Origin of the sequence: Breznakiella homolactica, assembly GCF_016616095.2 — a bacterium.
GTDB classification, from domain to species: domain Bacteria; phylum Spirochaetota; class Spirochaetia; order Treponematales; family Breznakiellaceae; genus Breznakiella; species Breznakiella homolactica.
In genome coordinates, this window is record NZ_CP067089.2 from 962275 (window position 1) to 984182 (window position 21908).

Consider the following 21908-nt stretch of genomic DNA (forward strand, 5'->3'; position numbering starts at 1 on the left):
ACAGCAATGATAATTATTTTACTCTAAATTAAGTATATATACCAAATCGGGATATATATCAATTTAGTCCTTTCTGCGGCTTGACCGACGCCTGGTCCGGGATTATGTTTGACCCAGTGGGTGTTTTCAGAGCGTTCTTAATCAGCGGTTTAGTATTATTCCTCCCTTTCCAGGTTTTTGCCCAGACCGCCCATAAGCCTGATGTTCCCGCGATTGAACAGTCCCGTATAGAGTGGCTCATTTCAGCTCTGGAAGAACGGAATCTGCCCTATGAACAGCGGGAGCTTTTTTCCCAATACGGCGCTTTCGGATCTTCGCTGCATGTGGTAATCAGGCCGGATACCCAATCCGACGACCAGCCGGAATTGTTTATCCTCGCGATGCCGCTGTACAGCGCCGGGGATCCCGGCAGCCCCGGCCGCTACGATATGGAAGCGGCCCTGATATTTGCCGAAAAAACCATGCAGTCGGGAACAAACGCGGAAATCCGTATTGCCTTTCTGGGAAATGAGTATTCGGTCCTCCCGGAGGATATAGAATCCTCCCGGCACGAAGGGTTTGAGGACCTTCTGGATATCTATGACAATCCCGAGCTGATGAATCTGCTCTATATCGATATTCCGGCGGAAACGGATAAACTGGGCATCCACCACGGATCGGTAGGCAATACCGCACCCATGGGAATATTATCGCCCTTTACCGAAGCCTGCGCCGATCTGGACATACCCTACAGTTTCGTAATCCGGTACAACGAACTGTACAAAATCGGTCTGGCCAGCGGCCCCGAAGTCCTGGAAATCAGCCAGCCCCGGGGGGTTCCTTCTTTCTTTGTCTATGGGGAACCCCTGGAAAATCCCGTAAAAGCAATCCCCGGCGACCGCCTCGGATCCCTGCTTTTTTCGTATTCGGAAAAACTCGACACATCCCCCTCGGACATGGATTACCATTATTCATTGCTGCACGCCTTCAGCATGACTTTGTATTTTTCCGAAACCCTTACGGTACTGTCGTTTCTGGCTCTTCTGGGAATATCCCTCTTTGTATTTCTTATTTATACGGTGATTTTCCGCCGGACCCTGATAACCCAGTGGCGGATATTTTTTAAACGGGCCTGGGTTGTGGGGGTGCTGTTTCTGCTGCTGGTGGCGTCCCTCCTCGGGGCGGATCTGTTTTTGTTTTTTATGAAGAAAATCTTCAGTATATTCGGCAGCCCCCGGGATTATACCGAGGCAATGCTGAAAATAATCGCCGCCATTGCCCTGTTCAACCTGACAACTCCCTTTTTCGCCCGGCTTAAGATTCCCCGGAAAGCCAATTATTACGGAAGCTCCGCGGTTGTTTTGATCGCCGTTGGTTTGTTTATTGCAGCGGTATTTGATATTACCTTTATTCCTATATTTTTATGGGCATTTGTTTTCGGTTTTTTGGCGGCGGTTATCCGGAGGCCTATACTGGTTTTTATCTGTACTCTGCTGACTCCGATCCAGGTAATCGGAGCGCTTATCAATATAATGACTACCGGCAATTCACAGCTTGCGCAGATCATCGCGTCGGTAAATTTTTACATAACCCTCTATATCGCGGTGATCTCCCTCCCGGTCCTGCTGCTTTTCAGCAGGGCCATACTGCTCAGCCGCCGGCTGTCCCATCTCCAGACCGCGAAAAAATATACATATTTCCGTCTGTCTTTTCTCGGAGCGGCGATCCTCGCGATAGTGGGATATAATATTTACCTTTCCCTGAATACACCCCTGCCGCCTGACCGGCCGGTTATCACGGAACAGTCCTCCGCAGACGCAATCATGACGGTGTCCGCCGGGGACATACAGTTTCTTGACCGCCGTACGGTTAACCTCCGGCTGGAAGCGGCTGGAAGTCCGGTTCAATTCAATGTGATTTTAAAAAATACGGTGGAAGGTCTTCCTTTGGTTATCTACGATACCGCCATGCCCTACCGGATTTCCGATGACGGCAATTCCGTAATCTTCCTGCTCGGTGAATTTCCGGAGAACCCCTTTTCCTCGGAGATCGTGCTCCCCCTGGATTTCAGGGGGATTCTCCGGGCCGAGGCTTTGTATACGCCCTGGGATGGAACCGTAACACCTGAACCGCCGGAAAATCCCGGGGATTACGTGCTCCGGGTGGTACGGGAAGTCCCGGTTCCTCCGGAGCTATAATTCTATTTCAATACGAACAGGGTCTTTTGACGTAAGGAGATCCGCCATGGAAATCTCGTAGTTCCGCCGGCCGTTCCCGGCGGCGATCCTGAAATCGTACCCCTCGCAGGATTCCCTGACCAGGTCCGTCAGGTCCGGGTTCAGTTCGGGGTTCCCCGGAAAGTCGATGGTAAGCACTGAGCCCCCGTCTTTCCCGGTTATACTGGCGTACCGGCCGGTGCCGTCCAGGAACTGAGCCAGAGCCTCCAGGGAGGCAAATTTCAGTTTGACGGTATGGACCGTATCATCCCCGTCGGTTTTTGCGTTGTATGAGTCCAGGGCAAGTCCCGGGATCCGCCGGACGGTCCGTTCAACATCCGCCTTACCCACCGGGATTGGCAGCCACCGGGCATTGCCGTCCAGTTCTCCCAGGGATTCCAATTCCCGGGAAATACGGTACCGGACCACCATGGATCCCGAACCGTTCCCGGAAAGGGAAATTTCGGCATCCACCCCGATACAGGAACCCAGCAGTACCGGCAGGATTGCCGCGATGATACAATACAGACTCAAGGTTAGCCGTTTCATACGTTCTCCACACCCCGCCGGAATACCAGGGGTTAAAATTCTTCTGAATGGATTTTATAGTCCTGAATACGGGCAGGAACTTCATGCTCTATCATGGCGAATGCCTTCTGCAGCACCGTCTCGCCGTACTGCCGCGAATTGGAAACCAGGGCGCCGCCGATCTGCGCAAAGGTCAGGGAATCCTGGAGATCAACCTCGGCGACGCTCATGTGGAATTTCCGCCGGAGTTTTTCCTTTACGGACAGGATAATCCGGCGTTTATCCTTAATGCTGGCCACATCGGGTATTTCAAATATAATCTGTATCATGGAAACAATCATTGCTATCTCTCTCTGGACTAACCCCTAGGCTACCGAGTTATACTATACATAATAATGGATGTTTTGCGAAGCCTTCCCGGGGCAATACAAAAGGTTATACCCCTGGTGTGTATAACCATACTCACTTTTTTGCCTTGTACGCTGCCTCCCCTGGAAGCCCAGGAAAACACCCAGCCGCCGGATATCGAAGAGATTCCGGTTCCCAGCTACCTCGAGGAGGAAGCCCGGCCGGAGCTTTTTTCATCCTCCCTGGGGGATTCGGATATTTCACTCTTCCTGTCGGGATTCTGGAAAGGAACCCTCAGCGGCAACTGGGGACTGTCAAAAAGCCCCCTGGGACTTACCGCGGCATCCACGGATTCCCCGATTCTGTTTACCCAGGAAGCCGATCTTACCCTGTCTCTCTGGATGCGGCAACGATGGTTTGTGGAAGGCACCTTTGTCGACGATTACAGCATGAACACCTACCGGGCGGGCTACCAGGGACTGCCGGGGGAAACGGTCCAGTATATTGGCATAGGCAACACCGGCCTGGATTATCCCGTATTTCCGTATCTCGATCTCGGGGGAAATTCCTCGAGTTCCTTCGGGGTGTACGGACGGTTCGGCTCCGGGGATTTTACCTTCCACGGTCTCGTCCGGTACGACGCCGCCCAGCGGGAAGAACGGGTTTTTGTGGGAACCCGGGAACGGACCTATACCGATATTTCCCCGGAATATCCCCTGCGGGGCCGTTTTTTTATCCTCCCCGACGAAGATATTGATACGGTTCCGGTCGTATATATTGAAGATTCCGACGGGTCCCTTTTTGGAGGAGGACGCCGCTGGCGCCGGGCAAATCCCAGCGAATACGCCGTCAGCGCCCGCTACGGCCAGGTTGAACTGAGCAGCCAGCCCCAGGGTATGGTGGCGGTTTCCTACAGCAAAACAGGAAGTTCGTACCTTTCTTCCATGGGAGGGTATAACCCATCGTCAGGATTTCTTGGGCAGGTCCAGCAGTTTTTCAGCCAGAGCGGCGCCGGTATTGAGCTGAGAAATTACCCCCAGCCCGGGGGTGAGTATTCCGGCGGAGCGGTTCCCGGTACCGTTTCAATAGGATCCGTTTCCGCGCTGGTGATCTACGAACCCGGGACATTTTCCCCCTTTGAGAGTATGAGCCGCTACCAGGCGCCTTCCAGCGCCGCCACGTCGGCATCCCTGGTGGAATCATCCACGGGAAACCGTATTTCCGGCTATTCCCTCAATTCCCTGGATGATCTAACCGATGAACCTGGACTAACCCTGGTAGACACGCCGGTATCCCGGGGTATCTTCGAGCTGGCCCGGGATGCGGCGGGTTCCGACCGCCGTTTGCCGGAAAAACGCTGGCCCCTGGGAGCCAAATATCCCGGGCTGTACCTGCCGGGCAACCGGAACCATTCCGAGGATATCCTGATCCGGTTTACCAATTACGGTTCCTCCGGGGCGTATTCCCTGGGCACCGATGTGGTGCCCGGTTCGGTCCAGGTATACCGGGAGGGGCTCGAAGACCCGAGAATTTCCTTTAACGAGGATACCGGCTTCGTGACCCTGGAAACCCCCGCGGGGTTCAATGAGGTCATCCGTATCACCTATCTCAAACAGAGCGACCAGCGCCGGGAGGGAAGCCTCGCCGCGGGCCTGGCGGCGGTGTACGATCCCCAGGGGCCCTTCAGTACGGGCCTGTCCGTGGGGCTGCGGTGGAACCTCAGCAGCGACGCCTTTTCCGAAGAGGATGTATCCAGCCCGGGCACCGTCGGCCTGAGCGGAGTCGCGGCCTGGGATGACGAAAACCTCAAAGCCAAAGTAACCCTGGGCCTCGGCTTTGAACAGCCCGATACCACCGGCCTCTACCGGGTCAGCGGCATGGAAGGCTCCGAAACCGTATGGGATTATCCGTTTTCCGAGGCGGTTATCTCCCCGGTACCGTCGACGTTATCTGGATCTCTTTCCGAGGCAAACCGGGGAAACCTAACGTACCGCAACTACCGCGACACCAACTGGACTGGCTCCAGTTCCCTCCGGCCCATAGAATGGTCGGGGGCCAGCGTGGTATCCGATAAAAACGCCCCCTACCCGGCCCGGGACGACTCCATAGGGTCCGATACGCTGGTAGGGGAATTTTCCCTGGACGGGTCCAAAACATGGACCGGTTACCAGGTTCCCTTAACCGGCATTGATGAATTGATGGAAACCACCCAGGAAATCCAGGTCCCCTTCCGGCTGTACAACTTTTCCGCAACCCCCGGCACCCAGTTCAAAATAATCGTGCAGTTCGGACCGCTCCGGGACGATGATACCTGGCTCGGGGAAAATTCCGGCCTAATCGTTGAGCGGGAACTGTTCGCCGGCACCAATACAGCCCTTCCCGAAGGCTGGCAGCTCGGCCGGGTGATCCTGTCCGAAGAAGACCAGCAGAAACTCCAGGAAGCCCGGGCCGTACGTATCGTTATTCTCGCCGGCGGTGCGGTGATCCAGGGGCGGGTCCTGACGGCCCCCCTCATCATTCTCGGCTCACAGTTCAGGCCGGTGGTAGTGGATACCTACGACGGAGAGGTATCTTCCGCCCCCGGGACAGCATCCCAATATGTCACCGCCCAGGAGGCGATCGACCACAGCCTCAGGGATAAATACACCAGCAGTATCGACCGGCTCCATCCGGACGGGGCGAAGCAGCGGGTCCTCAAGGTTGAATGGGACGGCCTCAACAGCAACGAATCACCGGGAACCGACGGACGGACGGGAACATTCCCGTTTTCATCCTATAAAAAACTCAGGTTTTTCGTCAAAGCGCCGGACAGCGGCGTGGGGAGCGGCCGGAACAACATGAAATTCCGGTTTTTCGTGGGAAAATCCCCGGCGGGGCTCAAAAGTTCCGGAAGCGCCTACCTGGACGCGGAGATCCCCCTCTCGGCCCTGCCCGCCGGGGAATGGACCAGGGTGGAAATCCACTACGGCAAGGGTGATCTTTCGGTTTCCGTGGACGGGCAGGACGTTCCGGGCGCCAGGGTCAGTTATTCGAGTCCGCCGGTGGGATTCGATGAATCCTCTGAGGGCAGCAAAACCATGTACGTCGCCGCCCTGGTGGTCCCTGACTCGGGAACAGCCCTTAACGCGTCCTCATTTTCCATTGATGAAATTACCCTGGAGGACCCCGTTCCGGCGTACCGGGGCAACCTGGGCGGCGCCCTTTCCTGGTCAAAACCGGGGACCGTTCTGGAGGTCCGGGGGAATCCGGTGGTCACCGATATGGCCGCGGAAACGGTTCTGGAAAGCGGCGTCCGGGGAAATCCGGCGGATTCTTCGGTGCAGACCACCGGGGCGGTCCAGAACAGATCCCGCATGGAGGCCACCGTGCTGGGAGCGAGAATAACCGGTGACTTCAGGATCAACGCCGGGACCAGCAGCCAGGCATGGAACGCCGGCCACGGAATATCCCGGAGATTCGGGGTATTCGGGTTTTCGGAGGAATTTTCAGTAGGCCCCGAAGATGAAAATCTGCGCCATAAATTTGCCATGGATATTTCCAGCCAGTTCAGGGGAATCCTGGAATCCGAAGTGAACTATGAGGACGAAGACCTGGAGCGCCGGTGGAAACTCGGAACCGGCGTTACCTTTGTGCCAGGCAAAGGCTCAGGGCTTTCCCTGGATATCGATGCCCGGTGGACCGACAGAACCGACGACCCGAAAGACTGGCTCCAGGGATACGGTTCAAGCTGGACCCGCAGCTGGGCCGAAATGGTCCCCGACGCCGGCGAAGGGGTCCGCCGGCGGGAAGCCCGGGGGCTTTTTAAAGCCACCGCCGATTTTGAACCCGTCGGAGCCGTCCTGTCCATGGAGGCATCGACAAATTCCAGCCGTATCCAGGATACCACAATTTCGGAAAGCTCGGGGAAACTCGATTTTCCCTTCCGGTTCGGAAATTACCAGGGATCCTTCCTTATGGAACGCAGTTTCCGGCAGGACGCGGCGGAGAATGGAACGGGAATACAGGACGACCTCACCGTCTTTAGGGACAGCCTGATATCAGCCGCTCCATTATGGGCCGCGGTTCCGTTTTATTCCCTGTTCAACAGTGGTCTCGGCGGGACGATAACCGATCTCACGGAGGATTCTGACCGGACGGTGGATTCAAACCGGTTTACCGACCGCGTGTCCCTTTCCCTGAGAATCCCGGAAAAACGGGGAGCCCTGGGCCTCGTGATTCCCAATTCGTTCCAGGCCGGTATCGACCGGATTCTGCACCAGAAACTTGATACCCTTTCGGATATCCTCAAGGTAACCGGAAACCTCCGGTTTTCCGGGGTGAATATGTTCGGGGCCTTCGGGACAAACCCGCTATTTTCCTTTTACAGCACCGACGAGTTTTCCCATAGCCTGGAAACCGCCGTGAGCATTCCCAGAAATGAAGATATCCTGTGGCGTGTCCAGGCAGGCCAGAATATGGGTTTTTACGGTTTTTCCGGCGCCGAGCTTTTAGTTTCGAATGTATTTACCGTAACCAATTCCGGATGGTCCGAGACCGCGACCATTGACTGGATTGTACCGACCAGAAACAGCCTGCTTTCGGTATGCTACAATTTTTTAATGAATAAAGCCCGGGGAGCGGACAACTGGCCGGCTCTTTCCGACCTTGCCCGGAAGGATTACGAACAGCTGCGCAAGGAAACCCTGGAACTGCTGCTCGACAACACCGGGGATTATTTTACGATGTCCTTTATTGCGGGCCACGAATCTATTATCCGCATTTTCGGCCAGCTTAACTTCAGTGTTTTCGCGAAGCTGAATACCAGCTACAACGCGGATACTGAAATTCTGTCATTCATCGGTACTATCGGAACCACCCTCAACATCAGTTTCTGACGCGGCGGGAACATCCCCGCGGGGAGATTCAGTCTCCGGCGGCGGCGTTTCTTCCGAAGCCTTTTGTTCGGCCGTAACAATGAGCCGGCGGATCTCCGTCTTCGCGCTGTCTGAAACCGATTTCTCATCCAGCAAAGCCTCAAGCCGCAGGGTATCGGAAAAACCGCCGTTCACCAGCTCCGACAGGGCTTCGATACCCTGGGAAGAACCGGAATCAGCGATAAGCAGAAGCCGCGCCCGTGAAAACTGTACATCCTGCCGCGACACAAGCTTCAGCCCCGACGTGTCTGATGAAAGGACCGTATCGTACTCGGCCAATGCCCGGGCGTACAGCTCCGCCGATTCCAGGGCCAGGGCGTACTCGTACCGGACATCCAGGTCGGAGTAATTTGCCAGCCATTGATCATATACATCCACGGCTTCGACCTTATCCTGGGCTCTCAGTATCCGGGCATACAGAAGCTGCACATCCTTGTTTTCCAGAAGCGCAAAAGAGTAATTTGAAAGCACCGCTTCTGCTTCCGGCGCCTTTTCCAGGGCCAGAAGAACCAGGGCGTAGTTGTATCCCGCATCGGCGCTTTCGGGCTCCAGGGGCAGGACCCTTTCGTAATACCCCTCGGCCAGAGTGAGATCGCCGGTCCGTATCCTGGCGTAAGCGGCGGCCTTAAGGACCATGGTATTTTCCGGATCCTTCACGAGGATCGATTCAAACTGCTCCGCCGCTTCCTCATACCGGCCTGTCTCAAAGGCAATCCGGCCGAGGTTGTACACCGAAGCCGTCATGGTTTTGTCCATAAGGCTGGCACGTTTGAACCATTTTTCGGCTTCTTCGTATTTGCCCAGATCCATGTAGGCTATCCCCAGGGAATAATATTCTTCCGCCGAAATCGCTCCGACCCGGGATACACAGGAACCGAGGAACGGAATAAGGCACAGTACAAGCCACAGAAGGGGCTTTTTAGTTTTTGGCATTCACCGACCCAAGAACGGTTTTTTCTATTTTGCGGAGCTGGGCCCGGTAAAGGCCGGCAATATTAGAACCGTAATCGGCGATAAGCTGCATAATATCCCTGGGCTGTTCATCCATATCCATGCCGTTGATGCGGTCCCCGGCATCACCGAGTCCCGGCAGGATATACGCCGCTTCGTTGAGTACCGGATCCATCCACAGGGTGTAGACTTCGCAGTTATCCAAAGCCCGGACCACCCGGAGGGCGCCCTTGAGGGCGGCGATAACATTAAAAAACTGCACCGATTTCGGCTTGATTCCCTGATCCAGAAGGTATTTGATTACCGTAACGAGGCTGCCCCCGGTGGCGTTCATGGGGTCGGCGAAAATCAGATCCTTGCCGTCAAGGGAACCGAGATCGAAATACGACCGTTCCAGGTCAAGGATATACTCCATATCATTTTCATGCTTCGAATCGTCCCGTTTTATTTTAAAGAGGGCAAAGGGTGTGGTGTATCCGTGGGATGAGTATTCCTGGATTTCCTTCGACATGATCATGGACGGCAGCAGAGCCCCCCGGAGCATGACGCACATAACGGTATTTTCTATTTTTTCATCGATATTGGTTATTTTATGGACCGCGTAATTCTGGACCGGAACGGATACCGGCGTTTTTACGATAAGGTAGTTTTTATTGGAACCCGTTGTCCCGCCGTAGGCGAGCTTAAAAAGCATTTCGTAGGCCCGCTGAATATAGTATACGAATTCCTGATTTCCCGTACGGTAATCCCGGAGTTTCGCGATCACCCGGGAGGCTTCAGGATGGCTTTCCTGGGGGGTCATAAAGGAGTACACATTGATGCAGGGTTCATTTTTGCATATATCCTGCATCAGGTTTCCCATCTTGTTGTAATGTTCTATAAGATTTTGTTCTTCCCGCTTCTTTTCCGCTTCCGATTTCGTGGTCGAAAGGGTATTAAAACAGGTCATAACCTGGCTGTAGAGCCCGTCCATCTGGCTGATATACTGTTTATCCCTGTCGGTCAGGAATCCGTCTAAATCTTCGGCCTTAAGAATTACCTTGCTCATAAAAATATCATAGCAGTATTAGGGAATGAAAAAAAGGGGCCGGACCGGAATTTTTCCGGTTAAGCCCCCGTATATGCGGTTCGGACCGGCATCCGCCGGCCGGCGCGGCGATTTTTATGGCAGTTACGGCATCTCCACGGCTTTCTCGACAAACGGCGTACGGAGCTGGGCTTCTCCGCGGGTACGCCATTCACCGGCCTCGGCACGTCCCCGGAGAAGGATCCAGAAATTCCTCGCCGGCCCCAGCTTCCCGTTGGCGTACAGGGAACTGCCCAGGTAATAAATGGTTTTATAATATTCAACTTCCGAAAGATATGCCGATAAAACCGGCTGCGCCGAAATTTCCGTCATAAGGGCGCGGGTTTCCGTAAACTGGTAATCGAAACGGCGGGACAGCATTTCTTCAATGAGTACGGTGTTCTGGATCAGAAACGCGAAGAGCAGATGCTCCGAAGCCCTGCCGTACCGTCCTGAATAATAGTAGTAAAATCCGAGGAGCCTGTGGGCCTTTTCCACCACCGTGTTATCGTACCGGTACAGTGTCAGGAAGCGGTCGATACCTTCATTTTCCAGGGTCCTGGTCATGGCGTTTTTGACAAATGTTTCCGAGTCTTCCGACCAGAGATAATCAAGTTCGAGAATCTTAAGATAGCATTCTTCCATTTCAATATACTCACGCCGCATGCGGTGGATATCGGCGATACTGTACAGAATTTCCGTATCAGCTCCCGGGGTTTGCAGAAGCGCCCGCAGATCATAGGCTTTCCGGTATTGGCGCAGAGCCACACCGAGTTCCCCTTCCGCCCGGTAACACTCACCCAGCCAGAATTCCGCCTCCGGATACCCCTTGAGTTCCGCTGTTTTTTCCAGCGCCGCGGCGGCGGAATTGTTTAATTCCTCCCGGGGAACGCGGTAATACAGTTCCCGGAGGGCCTTGTCCGCCTGATCGTATCCCCGGTCCTGAATATAGGTCTCAACCCGGCTGAGGGAGTCTCCCAGCCGCCGTACCTCCGGCAGGGACAGGACAAAAATAAGATCCTGTTCCATTCTGGTGAACATGGTTTCCCGCTGACGCCGGGCATCCTCAAAGGCAATCAGCGCGTCGCCGTACTGGCCTTCCCGGAAGAGCAGCTTTCCCTGCTCAAGGGTAAACCAGTAGGGCCGCTCCGGGGCCTGGGAAAACAAAAAGCCCCCCGGCAGGGTTCCCAGGAGAATAAAAAAAACAAACCGCTTAATATTTTTTTTCATAATAACTTCTGCAGTTCCTCCCGGAAGGCATCATCCGCTTCGGAGGCATCTATGGTCCTGATAACTTCGCCGCGGCGGAAAATCAGCACCTTGTTTCCGGCTCCGGTAATCCCGATATCCGCGTGGCGGGACTCCCCAGGGCCGTTTACGACACATCCCATAATAGCAACGGTAATATTTTTATCCAGGGAATACAAATAATTCTGCCATTTTTCCGTAAACCCGTGGGTATCGAAACTGTTTCTCCCGCACCGGGGACAGGACACAATGGTGACACCCAGATTCACCGTTTCCCCGCCCTCCGTATCCGCCGCGGCATTGAGGATTTCCCTGCCGGCGATTATCTCCTGTTCCATGGTATCCGACAGCGAGACCCTGATGGTCGCGCCGATGCCTTCGGCCAGCAAGGTGTGCATAGCTACAGCGTTCCTGACCACCCCGGGGATGAGGGGGCCGGCCTCGGTTACGCCGATATGGAGAGGGACATCCGTCCGGGAGGCCAGGAGGCGGTTGGCCACTAACGTATCCCGGATTGACGAAGCCTTCATGGAAACCAGCACGTCCCGGAAATTCATTTCATCGAAGATTTCCAGCTCCCGCTCCGCGGCGGTGACCAGCGCTTCCGCCCGGGTTATCGCCCCGGCTTCAACCTTTTTGCGGAGATCCGCCGGAAGGCTCCCGGCATTGACCCCGATGCGGATGGGAACCCTCCGGGCGGCGGCCTTCTCAAGGACCATTATTACCCGTTCTTTTTTTCCGATATTGCCCGGGTTGATCCGGATTTTCGCGATAGGATAATCCAGGCACCGGAGGGCGATTTTATAATCAAAGTGAATATCCGCCACCAGGGGCATGGCGGTTTTCGCCGCGAGTTCCCCCAGGACATCGGCGGCGTCCAGGTCGGGAACCGCGAACCGGAGCAGCCGGCAGCCGAGACCGGCCAGGCCTTCGATCCGCTCCAGGGCGGCGCTGCCGCTGCTGCCCGTTATATCCGAAGCGGAAAGGCTGTCCTTCCACATGGTTTGAAGAGCCACCGGGTTTTTTCCGCCTAAAACCACGGAATTTATGTGATCATACCCGCCTATGGTGATAATACGAGAAGAAGGAACTTCAGCCATTGTGTACCCGCCTAAAAAACAATAAACACCTTAAAAATATCGGCATTTTTAAGGTGTTTGGTATGAAGAAAATGATTTAATTGCTGTTCGCCAAAACCGGAAATAGCTTCCGGTTTTGATTCGATCTTTCCGGGCCGGTATTTAGCCGGCAACACCCAGGAAGAAGACCATTACGAACAGTGCTACGGTTTCGATAAGACCAACCACGAGGATATAGTTACCGAACCCCTGCCCGGTTTCACCGTACGCGTCGGAGGCATAGGCACCGCACTTGCCCTGGTACAGGGCGGAAGCGCCCATGGCAAGGCCGGCGAATAAACCGATTGCAAGTTTTCCCACGCCGTCCAGGGCGCCGGAAATAATGGTATTCATAAGAATGAACCCATAGATTGTCTGGGTCAGGGGTGCGCCGGCAAAAGCCACCAGGACGAAAGGCACCGGTTTATTCTGGATAAAACATTTTTTCCATGCACCGATGGCAGCCATACCGGCGGTTCCTGCACCTAAAGCTGATCCGAGAGCGGAAAGGCCGAGACAAGCGGCAACTCCAATCATTCCAATATCCATTGCTTACTCCTTAGATTTCAGTCTGCCGGGCAACAACATTGTCCGGCAAATAGTACTTATTATCAGAAATCCCGGAAAAAACCGGGACAATCAGCCCAGGATCAGTCCTTTTTTTCTCCTTTGTCCTTTACGGCGAAGGGAGAATACGTATGTCCCGACCATTCCATTCCGAGATGGCCGGCGTATTCCAGCAGGTTGAGCCGCACCCCATGGACCACCACCGAAAGGGCGTTCATGGCAAGGTTAAGCCCATGGCCCGCAATGAGAATCAGTCCGCCGGCGATGATGCGCACCGGACCTTCGGGCATTCCCATGGCCATATTGTTGAAACTGCTGGCAATAGCGGCACCCGCCAGACCCACCGCGAAAAGGCGGATATAGCTGATGATGTCCGAGAAACTCGATACCGCGTCCAGGAAGGTCGGAAGGAAATTTGCGAAACTCTTGCCGACATTCTTAAAGAAATTCCCGCCCTTCTGTTCGGAGAATATGAAGAATGCCCCCAGGCCTCCGAAGATGAGGTACAGCGCGAACTGCGGCACCGGGAAGGCGGTCCTGTCGAGAACCAGATTGAGCACCAGGAAGTACAATCCCACCACCATACACAGCCAGCCCAGCTGGGCGATGAATGTGAGCGCCGGGAATTCACGCTTGATATTCTTCGCGTGGGCCAGAACGATCTGTATGGTACCGACAATAAAGCACATATGCTTTATATTCTGCTGAACGAGATTTTCCGCTACCTTCGGGTCCAGGTTCGGGTCCGGCCTGAAGGGCGGAATAACCATGGCCTGCATGAATCCGGGGAGATTCTCCGTCGGAATGGCAAACCAGGAACCGGTTATACTTCCCCAGACAATCGTTGAGATTGACAGCAGCCCGAAAAGCAGCACCGCGTCGGGGACGGTTCCGTTCTTTTTCTTTGACCGGACACCGAAAATCACCGACGCCGCCAGCAGAATGATACCGTACCCGGCGTCTCCGAAAATCATGGCGAAAAACAGGCAGAAGAACAGCAGATACGAAAGGCTGATGTCGTATTCCCGGTATCCCGGCGTTGTACCCAGGAGGTTAAAAAGCGGCTGTATAAGGCTGACAAATTTGTTGTTTTTTACCAGGGTCGGCGGGTTATCCTCTTCATCGGGATCGTCCGCGATCAGAGCCCATCCGTTTTCGGCGGCTCCGCGCTTTACCACACCCAGGAGATCCTGGGGTACGAATCCGCTGATCCAGGAAACGGCGTATTCAGCCGGTGTATCATCGGTGACTTCCATACCGACTTTGGCGGTCTCGAATTCAATATCCTGAAGCAGAGGCACCAGGCCCGCTTCGATCACCGCTTTTTTTGGGGCCAGTTTTTCAAACTGCCGCTCAATATCCGCGAGCTGATCTCTTTTTTCCGCGATCGATATATTGAATTCCGCTATGGATTTTTCCGGCAGAACCAGGGGAACCTCCCCCGGTATCGGTTCATCCAGGGCGACACAGTAAACCAGGGATTTATCCTTCCCCAGCACAATTACCTTATGATCATCCCCGAGGGATTCATAGGTTTTCCGGGGAAGTTCATAGGGAATAAGCGAAAGCCCCTGGTCGGATAATTCCTGGATTGATTTCGGGTTAAATTCGCCCCATTTTTCAATACGGCTCAGTTCTTTTATTTCGGAAACCATCTGTTCCTGCAGGTTTTTCCGCTCATCCGCGAGGCCGAGGACCTGGGATACCGGATCTGCCGGGGGTGTTTCATTCGCCCATTCAACGGAATACTCGGCTGCGGGTTTTTCCGCCGCGGGTGTCTCCGCGCCGTTTTTATTCTTTGTTTTTGATCCGGAATAGCTCCGGAGTATCCCGATAGCGGAGTCGGATTTGGCTTTCTGTTCCAGGAGTTTCGTGAGGCGGTCCGATGAAGCCTGCCGGTTCTGGAGGTGAACGACCCCCAGTTCCCGCAGTTTCTCCAGGGAGCCTTCCCTATCCTTATCCATTACCACCAGGGAAACTTTCTTCATAGGTACGATCATTGAGCAGCCCTCTCCATTCCCCGTTTGGCTATTTTACCCCGGACCACCGCAGAGGTCTGCTGGTCGCCCAGGTACACCTGTATTTTCTTGATATTTCCCTTGGTCTCGGGGATCTTTATCTTTTCAAAAAGATTTACCCGCTGGGTGGTAATCCGCAGCTCGTGGTCCAGACGTTTCCGCTGTTCCTCCAGGGTCTGGGCTTCCAGATCGAGGAGAAGAACCTGCTTCATCCGGTCAATGGCGGTATCAACCCAGAGGGGAATCCGGGCAAGATCATAGGAAGCGAGCTCGAAGTCAGCGCCTTCGAATACGGGAATTTCCACACCGGCGATATTTCCCCTGCCGGCCCTGAGTTCGGTGATCCGGAGCATGTCCGGCGTAAACACACCGGTTTCCCCGAAAACCCCGATCCAGGATTTAAACCCTTCATCAACCCGGTCTTTTTCCTGCATAAGCTCCTTGATCCGGAGCTCAATGGTACGGATTTCGGCCTGGAGCTGCTGCTTTTTAAGCATCAGGGTGGGAAGATAACGCTGATACATTTTGAGCTCATCTTTCTGTTTTTTGAGCTCGTTTTTGGTCAGCTTGATCTTAGCCATGGTTTCTCCGAATTAATCCTTCTTGGGCCAGAACTGATCGATAAGCTCCGTACGCAGTCCCGTTTCCTCAGGGCTGAAGCAATCCGACAGGATTTCCCAGCCCAGATCCAGCGCCTGTTCCAGGGGAATATTCACCGACAGATCCATCATCTGTTTTTCGAACATCTCGCCGTATTTAAGGAGTTTTTCGTCCCAGGCAGTCATAATAAAGCCCATGGATTTCTTTTCCAGGGTATCCTTGTAGGCGGAATACAGCTTGATCATTCCGTCCATGAGCGCCCGGTGGTCCGCCCGGGTTTTTCCGTTAACCTGCTGCTTAAGCCGGGACAAAGAACCAAAGGGTTCGATACGGCCGTTCTTGAGGTAGTACTGGCCTTCGGTGATGTACCCGGTATTGTCCGGAACCGGATGGGTAACATCGTCACCGGGCATGGTGGTTACCCCGAGGATGGTAATCGAGCCGGCGGTATCAAAGTCTACGGCCTTTTCGTACCGGGACGCGAGCTGACTGTAAAGATCCCCGGGATACCCGCGGTTCGACGGAACCTGTTCCTGGGTAATGGAGATTTCCTTCATGGAGTCGGCGAAGTTGGTCATATCCGTGAGCAGGACCAGTACGTCCTTTCCCTGGAGGGCGAAGTTTTCCGCCACCGCCAGGGACAGATCCGGGATCATGATACATTCAACCGTCGGGTCCGCGGAGGTATGGACAAACATAACCGTCCGTGACAGGGCGCCGCCGTCCTCAAGGGTTTCCTTGAAGGAAAGGTAGTCATCGTATTTGAGTCCCATACCGCCGAGGATGATGATATCAACTTCGGCCTGCATGGCGATCCGGGCAAGGAGTTCGTTATAGGGTTCCCCGGAAACGGAGAAGATCGGCAGCTTCTGGGAAACCACCAGGGTGTTGAACAGGTCGATCATGGGAATACCGGTCCGGATCATGCGCCGGGGAATGATCCGCTGGGCGGGGTTTACCGAAGGTCCGCCGATGGTAATCATGTTTTCGTGGAGTTCAGGGCCCTTATCCCGGGGACTTCCGGAGCCGTTAAACACCCGGCCGAGGAGATTCTCGGAAAAGGAAACTTCCATGGGGTGTCCCAGGAAGCGTACCGTATCACCGGTGGAAATACCCCGGCCTCCGGCGAATACCTGGAGGGATACGATCTCATTTTCGATTCGGTTGACCTCCGCCAGGGAGGTGCCGAAGGATGTATCCACTTCCGCGAGGTCGCCGTAGCGGACATTATCGGCCCGGACGGTGATGACGCTTCCGGTGATGGATTCAATCTTGCTATATATCTTTTTCATAGTCTCTGCTCCGTCCTATGCCAATAATTTTTCAGCCGTTTTATCCAGTCCCTGGGCTTTTTCGTCCACCGCGGAAGTGACTTCCTTTTCCAGAACTTCGAAGCGTTCGCTCTTCCACTCGGACCCGTTGTAGTCCAGGAATTTCTGGCGGAGCCGGTTGAACCAGCTTCTCGCTTCGTTTTTATCCTTGAAATCAAACTTTGACCCCAGGATCCTGAGCATCTTGGCAAACAGGTTTTTCTGGCGTTCGGGGCTCACCGATGAGTCTACCGCGTCAAAGGAGTTCTGCTGGAAATATACCGCATCCAGGAAGTCGCCCTTGAGGTAGATAATGTAATCCTCAAGGCTGGTTCCTTCCTCACCGACGACTTTCATCATCTGTTCGACTTCGCTCCCCCGGAACATGAAGGAATGAGCGTAGCTGACTTTTTCACCGTCGATGATACCTTTGTATTTTGACCAGGAATCCAGGGGGTGAATGGCGGGATACTTGCGGGCATCCGAGCGTTCCCGGGAAAGCCCGTGGAAGGCGCCGACGACTTTGAGGGTCGCCTGGGTCACGGGTTCCTCGAAGTTACCCCCGGCGGGACTGACGGTTCCGCCGATGGTGACGGACCCGAAGTTTCCGTCCTTGAGCCGGACGAGGCCGGCCCGCTCATAGAAACTGGCGATGGTCGATTCCAGGTACGCCGGGAAGGCTTCCTCACCGGGAATTTCCTCCAGGCGGCCGGACATTTCGCGCATAGCCTGGGCCCACCGGCTGGTGGAGTCCGCCAGAAGCAGAACGTTGAGCCCCATCTGGCGGTAGTATTCCGCCAGAGTTACCGCGGTGTATACCGAAGCTTCCCGGGCCGCTACGGGCATGGAGGATGTATTACAGATGATAACGGTCCGTTCCATGAGGGAACGGCCGGTCCGGGGATCGAGAAGTTCAGGGAATTCCTTGAGGGTTTCCACGACCTCACCGGCCCGCTCACCGCAGGCCGCGAAGATTACGATATCCACGTCCGCGTGGCGGCTGGTAATCTGCTGGAGCACCGTCTTGCCCGCGCCGAAGGGGCCGGGAATACAGTAGGTCCCGCCCCGGGCAACCGGGAAAAAGGTATCGATAAGCCGCACCCGGGTAACCATGGGATCCTTCGGCTTGAGCCGTTCCTCATAGCAGTCCACCGGCCGTTTTACGGGCCAGCGGAAACTCATGGTCAGGGGAATGGTATTGCCTTTTTCATCCTTTACCTCGGCGATGGTATCGGCGATGGTATAGGAACCGGCGGGTTTTACGGACACCACCGTATAGGTCCCGTACATGTTGAAGGGGACCATAATGCGGTGGGTGAAGGAGCCTTCGGGCACCGTGCCGAGGGTGTCTCCCCGTTCGACGGTATCGCCTTCTTTGGCCGCAGGGGTAAATTCCCACTTCGTATCCTTGGGCAGCGGATCGAGATAGACCCCCCGCTCAAGGAAGTAACCGGCTTCCTCCGCCAGTTTCGGCAGTGGATTCTGGAGGCCGTCGAAGACCTGTCCCAGGAGCCCCGGTCCTACTTCAACCGCGAGCATGTCCCCGGTAAATTCCACCGGGTCCCCCACGGCAATGCCCCGGGTCATTTCGAAAACCTGGAGCTGACAAACATCACCCCTGATACGGATGACTTCACTCTTTAATTCTTTATCGCCTACTTTGACATAGCCAACTTCGTTCATGGATACCGCGCCGTCAAAATTGACGCTTACCATGTTGCCGTTGACGGCGACCACTGTTCCTTTGGTTCCGGTCATGTCGCTTCTCCCGATTCAATGCTGTTTTCAGACCGAGGTCTGTCGGACTGAGGTCCGTCGGACATTTGTCCGCCCGGACCGGTGTCCGAACCCGCTTCACTGTAGCGGGCTTCCAAAATGGAAGCGTATAATGCCTTGTATTCAGAAAAACCTTCCTCCGCCGTAAAGAGGGACCGCCGTTCCATGAGGAACAGCTTCAGAAGGTATGCGTAGACTGTATTGCGGCCGAAATGATCCAGGCCTTCCAGGGTTTCGATGGCGTCCCACCGGGCTTTGTCCAGGTACTGTTCAGCTTCCAGGGGGGATTCCATAGCCATGGCGGCCTTTGCCACGGAACCGGCTTCCAGAGGATTTTCCGGAGGGTCCACGGGGGCGCCGTTATCGCGTTTTATTTTCTGCGCCCGGTACCGGGCCAGATGGAGCCGGAGCGCCCGTTCCCATTCTCGCCACCGGTTGAGAAAGGAGGACGGCGTCGGCGCCGGCATCCCGGCGTAGGAGGGAGACTGGGAATCCCCGTCAGCCGCTTCCGGATCCAGAGAGCAGAGCTCCAGGAGCGCCGCGTCGGCGGGATCAAGCATATCCTTTGCCAGGGCGGCAAACTGGTCCGAAGACATTGGTGCAGCCTGCCCGTACATGAGATACGGAAGCTGGGCTACCAGATAATAATAGGAACTCACTTCCTTATATTCCTTTCGCCGCTTCTTTCAGAATTTCCGCGAGCCGGGGGTTTACATAAGCCGAAAGCAGTTCGCTTACGGATTCCGCGGAAAAATCGTAATACGCGGCTCCGTCTTTTTCGGCAATACGGAAGCCGGCGCCCAGATTGCGGTCGGATTTCAGCTCCACACCCTTCTTAAGTTCGGAAGAGAGCTTGTCCATAAAAAACGATTCCAGTTTCTTGAGCTCTCCCTCGGGAAGGATGAAATCCAGATTATCCCCGCCCTTTGCGGCCCAGCCTTTGAGCACTTCGGGCAGCGCGGTTTTAAGTACATCATCTCCGTAGGAGGCGGTGATTTCCCTGTTGATAATTTTATCCAGGAGGGTCTGAATTTCACCCTTAAAGGCCAGCACCAGGTTCCGTGAGGCCTGTTCCACCGCGGCGATGCTCGCCTTTTCAGAACGTTCCGCGTCCGATTTGCCCTGGGCAACGATGGAATCCGCTTCCTTCCGGGCGGCTTCAACGATACGCTTTGCTTCGGATTCGGCCTGGGATTTAAGCCGCGCGGCTTCCTCCGAAGCGGACTCGATCCCATCCTTCTTTATTTTATCAATCAGTTCTTGAAGTTGGATGTCCATGGTCTCCTCTTTATAGTTAGCAATAATATGGACCGCTGGCTGCGGCTAACCCGGCTGCCGGGCGCTGAATCTCTTTCTGAGGATATTCCGCAAAAAAGACCCGTACATTCGATACTAACCACCCCTCAACAGGATGATTCATTAATATATTTAAGCACCTTTTTAATTTTTCTGTCTATTATCTCATAGACAGCCTGATGATTATCCAGCTCTTTTACCTTATTTCTGAGGGTTTCCTCGAAAAAAGCGGCAATATCGGCGGCGCTTTCATAATCATCCGGCGAAACCGACTGCAGAAAAGCAATCAGTTTCTTCAGCCCCGAAGCCTCACGGGCAAGCAGGGCTTCATTTTCACTGTACACGTAATTAGTAACTTCATTGTTCCGGAAACGGCGCTCGATCTCCGCTGAGACGAATTCCACATCCTCAAGGCTGTCTTCCACTTCCGCGCATATCATTGCGAGAAACAGTTTTCTCCGGCCTGGCATACTGTACCTCCTTAACGGTACTGCGCACCAAGAAAAAATCAGCCCCACGGAACCGAAACTACTCGTTCATTTTAATTTTTTACCCCCACATTATCAAGTAAAAACAAAGGTAATTCTTAAATTAATTCCTAATAATAATGAATATAACAAAAAATTCAGTATTCGAATAAATATAACAGAAATTTTACCATTCGAAAGAAAAGAGCGACTTCTCATGGAAATTCCGGCTGGGTCCGAATATACATGACGGGAATTCCGGCTGGTTGGGGGAATCCGGGAAGTACTGGGTCTCCAGGCAGAACCCGGCGTGCCTGCCGTAAACCGATCCGGGTTTGCCAGCCACATCATCCAGAAAGTTTCCCGTGTAAAACTGAACCCCGGGATTGGTGCAGAGGAGTTTCATGGTTCTGCCGGATTTCGGATCGTGGACCTCCGCGCAGGGCCGGAGGGTTCCCTCTTCGCCGTCCACCGCAAAACAATGGTCGTAGCCGCCGCCGGCCGCTTCTATATCACGGCTGACCGGTTTGGCGGCGGTAAAATCGAAGGGGCCGCCCTGGACGGGAAGCAGGTCGCCGGTGGGTATCAGTTTGCTGTTGACTCCGATATACCGGGAAGCATGGAGCGTTACTTCGTGGGAGAGGATATCCCCATTGCCTTCGCCGGCAAGGTTAAAATACGCGTGGTTGGTGAGGTTAACCGGGCAGAGGGTATCGACCTTCGCATGGTAGTCGGCGATAAGTTCATTGGATTTGGTCAGTCCGTAACTGACCACCGCCTTAAGGTTCCCGGGGAAGCCCTCGTTTCCGTCGGGGCTTTCCAGTTCGAACCGGACGTAGATGCCGTCCTTTTCCTCATAGGATTCGGCCTTCCAGGGAAGTTTATCAAACCCCCGCCGGCCGCCGTGGAGGGTATTTTCACCGTTGTTTTTATACAGATTATAGACATTGCCGTTTAACGAAAAACTGCCCCCGGCTATGCGGTTTGCGAAGCGGCCGACGGTGGCACCCATATAGGGGATATTCCGGGTTGTGTAGCCCTCCAGGGTCGCGTATCCGAGGAGGACATCCTCCCGGGGCCGGCGGCGGGACGGGACGAACAGCGATACCAGGTGGGCTCCGAAATCCGTAACCGTCAGCTGCAGATCCCCGGCTTTAAGGGTGTACAGGTGGACCTTCCGTCCCGAGGCAAGCATGCCAAATGTCTTTTTGCTTATTTTCATGAAAAAATCCTTGGAATTTGGAATAACGTTCGAAACTGCTTTCAGTGTATGTCAAAAACAAAAACCCGTCTATGTTAAAAATACAGCGTAGCATGGGAAATGGGTCCGGGGGTCCTGCCTGGCCGTTGAGGATATGGTTCCTCGTCGGCCTAACGGCCTCGGAAGTCGCCCATATCCTCAGCGGCCAGGCACCCCGCGTTACCATTGCCGCACCATGCTTCGCTGCCTTTTGGGGTACTGTAACAACCACAGCTATGGTGGAAGCATCACCTGCAATTGACCGCC

Annotated in this window: 17 protein-coding genes; 2 read left to right on the forward strand and 15 right to left on the reverse strand. The window is 54.5% G+C overall.

The features are described 5' to 3' along the window. Positions 1-104 precede the first annotated feature (104 nt). Positions 105-2177: a hypothetical protein gene (locus tag JFL75_RS04610; RefSeq protein WP_215625516.1), complete on the forward strand. Its 2073-nt coding sequence runs from the start codon at positions 105-107 to the stop codon at positions 2175-2177. Here the strand turns inward: JFL75_RS04610 and JFL75_RS04615 are convergent. Then, complete coding sequence (locus JFL75_RS04615) at positions 2172-2744, reverse strand: hypothetical protein (protein ID WP_215625517.1); 573 nt, start codon at positions 2742-2744, stop codon at positions 2172-2174. The genes JFL75_RS04610 and JFL75_RS04615 overlap by 6 nt on opposite strands. 32 nt (positions 2745-2776) lie before the next feature. Further along, the gene (locus tag JFL75_RS04620) at positions 2777-3052 is read right to left on the reverse strand and encodes a DUF503 domain-containing protein (protein WP_432756660.1); all 276 of its coding nucleotides are present in this window, start codon (positions 3050-3052) and stop codon (positions 2777-2779) included. Positions 3053-3118: 66 nt separating this feature from the next. Between JFL75_RS04620 and JFL75_RS04625 the strand changes: the two genes are divergently transcribed. Continuing rightward, entirely contained in the window at positions 3119-7945 is a 4827-nt protein-coding gene (locus tag JFL75_RS04625) for a hypothetical protein (protein ID WP_215625519.1), read from the forward strand. On the opposite strand, the gene JFL75_RS04630 is transcribed toward JFL75_RS04625, so the two are convergent. From JFL75_RS04630 to JFL75_RS04690, 13 genes are all read right to left on the reverse strand, one after another. Continuing rightward, positions 7901-8917: a tetratricopeptide repeat protein gene (locus tag JFL75_RS04630; RefSeq protein WP_215625520.1), complete on the reverse strand. Its 1017-nt coding sequence runs from the start codon at positions 8915-8917 to the stop codon at positions 7901-7903. The two genes, JFL75_RS04625 and JFL75_RS04630, sit on opposite strands and share 45 nt — an antisense overlap. Beyond that, entirely contained in the window at positions 8904-9983 is a 1080-nt protein-coding gene (locus JFL75_RS04635; protein ID WP_215625521.1) for a uracil phosphoribosyltransferase, read from the reverse strand. Before JFL75_RS04635 ends, JFL75_RS04630 begins: the two co-directional genes overlap by 14 nt. Before the next feature lie 123 nt (positions 9984-10106). Next, positions 10107-11231 carry a hypothetical protein gene (locus tag JFL75_RS04640; protein ID WP_215625522.1) on the reverse strand — a complete coding sequence of 375 codons (1125 nt, stop codon included), beginning with the start codon at positions 11229-11231 and terminating at the stop codon, positions 10107-10109. Beyond that, entirely contained in the window at positions 11228-12349 is a 1122-nt protein-coding gene (gene ispG / locus JFL75_RS04645) for a flavodoxin-dependent (E)-4-hydroxy-3-methylbut-2-enyl-diphosphate synthase (protein WP_215625523.1), read from the reverse strand. The genes JFL75_RS04640 and ispG overlap by 4 nt, the downstream gene beginning before the upstream one ends. Before the next feature lie 141 nt (positions 12350-12490). Beyond that, complete coding sequence (locus JFL75_RS04650) at positions 12491-12916, reverse strand: V-type ATP synthase subunit K (RefSeq protein WP_215625524.1); 426 nt, start codon at positions 12914-12916, stop codon at positions 12491-12493. A gap of 101 nt (positions 12917-13017) precedes the next feature. Next, on the reverse strand, positions 13018-14934 hold the full coding sequence (locus JFL75_RS04655) for a V-type ATP synthase subunit I (RefSeq protein WP_215625525.1): 1917 nt from the start codon (positions 14932-14934) through the stop codon (positions 13018-13020). Then, complete coding sequence (locus JFL75_RS04660; protein WP_215625526.1) at positions 14931-15533, reverse strand: V-type ATP synthase subunit D; 603 nt, start codon at positions 15531-15533, stop codon at positions 14931-14933. The genes JFL75_RS04655 and JFL75_RS04660 overlap by 4 nt, the downstream gene beginning before the upstream one ends. A 12-nt stretch (positions 15534-15545) precedes the next feature. Beyond that, a complete protein-coding gene (locus JFL75_RS04665; RefSeq protein WP_215625527.1) occupies positions 15546-16844 on the reverse strand; it encodes a V-type ATP synthase subunit B in 1299 nt (432 codons plus the stop codon). Between the two features lie 15 nt (positions 16845-16859). Further along, positions 16860-18620, reverse strand: coding sequence for a V-type ATP synthase subunit A (locus JFL75_RS04670; RefSeq protein WP_215625528.1), 1761 nt, complete (start codon positions 18618-18620; stop codon positions 16860-16862). After that, positions 18617-19297 carry a DUF2764 domain-containing protein gene (locus tag JFL75_RS04675; protein ID WP_215625529.1) on the reverse strand — a complete coding sequence of 227 codons (681 nt, stop codon included), beginning with the start codon at positions 19295-19297 and terminating at the stop codon, positions 18617-18619. Before JFL75_RS04675 ends, JFL75_RS04670 begins: the two co-directional genes overlap by 4 nt. Before the next feature lie 4 nt (positions 19298-19301). After that, positions 19302-19916: a V-type ATP synthase subunit E gene (locus JFL75_RS04680; protein ID WP_215625530.1), complete on the reverse strand. Its 615-nt coding sequence runs from the start codon at positions 19914-19916 to the stop codon at positions 19302-19304. A gap of 125 nt (positions 19917-20041) precedes the next feature. Continuing rightward, entirely contained in the window at positions 20042-20404 is a 363-nt protein-coding gene (locus JFL75_RS04685) for a hypothetical protein (RefSeq protein WP_215625531.1), read from the reverse strand. A gap of 184 nt (positions 20405-20588) precedes the next feature. Beyond that, on the reverse strand, positions 20589-21623 hold the full coding sequence (locus JFL75_RS04690; protein WP_215625532.1) for an aldose epimerase family protein: 1035 nt from the start codon (positions 21621-21623) through the stop codon (positions 20589-20591). Between the last annotated feature and the right edge of the window lie 285 nt (positions 21624-21908).

Bases quoted from the DNA above. Each gene is read 5' to 3' on its own strand.
- JFL75_RS04690 (WP_215625532.1), bottom strand. From the start codon at position 21,623: ATGAAAATAAGCAAAAAGACATTTGGCATGCTTGCCTCGGGACGGAAG.
- ispG (WP_215625523.1), bottom strand. From the start codon at position 12,349: ATGGCTGAAGTTCCTTCTTCTCGTATTATCACCATAGGCGGGTATGAT.
- JFL75_RS04610 (WP_215625516.1), top strand. From the start codon at position 105: ATGTTTGACCCAGTGGGTGTTTTCAGAGCGTTCTTAATCAGCGGTTTA.
- JFL75_RS04625 (WP_215625519.1), top strand. From the start codon at position 3,119: ATGGATGTTTTGCGAAGCCTTCCCGGGGCAATACAAAAGGTTATACCC.
- JFL75_RS04615 (WP_215625517.1), bottom strand. From the start codon at position 2,744: ATGAAACGGCTAACCTTGAGTCTGTATTGTATCATCGCGGCAATCCTG.
- JFL75_RS04670 (WP_215625528.1), bottom strand. From the start codon at position 18,620: ATGACCGGAACCAAAGGAACAGTGGTCGCCGTCAACGGCAACATGGTA.
- JFL75_RS04630 (WP_215625520.1), bottom strand. From the start codon at position 8,917: ATGCCAAAAACTAAAAAGCCCCTTCTGTGGCTTGTACTGTGCCTTATT.
- JFL75_RS04665 (WP_215625527.1), bottom strand. From the start codon at position 16,844: ATGAAAAAGATATATAGCAAGATTGAATCCATCACCGGAAGCGTCATC.
- JFL75_RS04620 (WP_432756660.1), bottom strand. From the start codon at position 3,052: ATGATACAGATTATATTTGAAATACCCGATGTGGCCAGCATTAAGGAT.
- JFL75_RS04640 (WP_215625522.1), bottom strand. From the start codon at position 11,231: ATGAAAAAAAATATTAAGCGGTTTGTTTTTTTTATTCTCCTGGGAACC.
- JFL75_RS04650 (WP_215625524.1), bottom strand. From the start codon at position 12,916: ATGGATATTGGAATGATTGGAGTTGCCGCTTGTCTCGGCCTTTCCGCT.
- JFL75_RS04660 (WP_215625526.1), bottom strand. From the start codon at position 15,533: ATGGCTAAGATCAAGCTGACCAAAAACGAGCTCAAAAAACAGAAAGAT.
- JFL75_RS04685 (WP_215625531.1), bottom strand. From the start codon at position 20,404: ATGCCAGGCCGGAGAAAACTGTTTCTCGCAATGATATGCGCGGAAGTG.
- JFL75_RS04655 (WP_215625525.1), bottom strand. From the start codon at position 14,934: ATGATCGTACCTATGAAGAAAGTTTCCCTGGTGGTAATGGATAAGGAT.
- JFL75_RS04635 (WP_215625521.1), bottom strand. From the start codon at position 9,983: ATGAGCAAGGTAATTCTTAAGGCCGAAGATTTAGACGGATTCCTGACC.
- JFL75_RS04680 (WP_215625530.1), bottom strand. From the start codon at position 19,916: ATGGACATCCAACTTCAAGAACTGATTGATAAAATAAAGAAGGATGGG.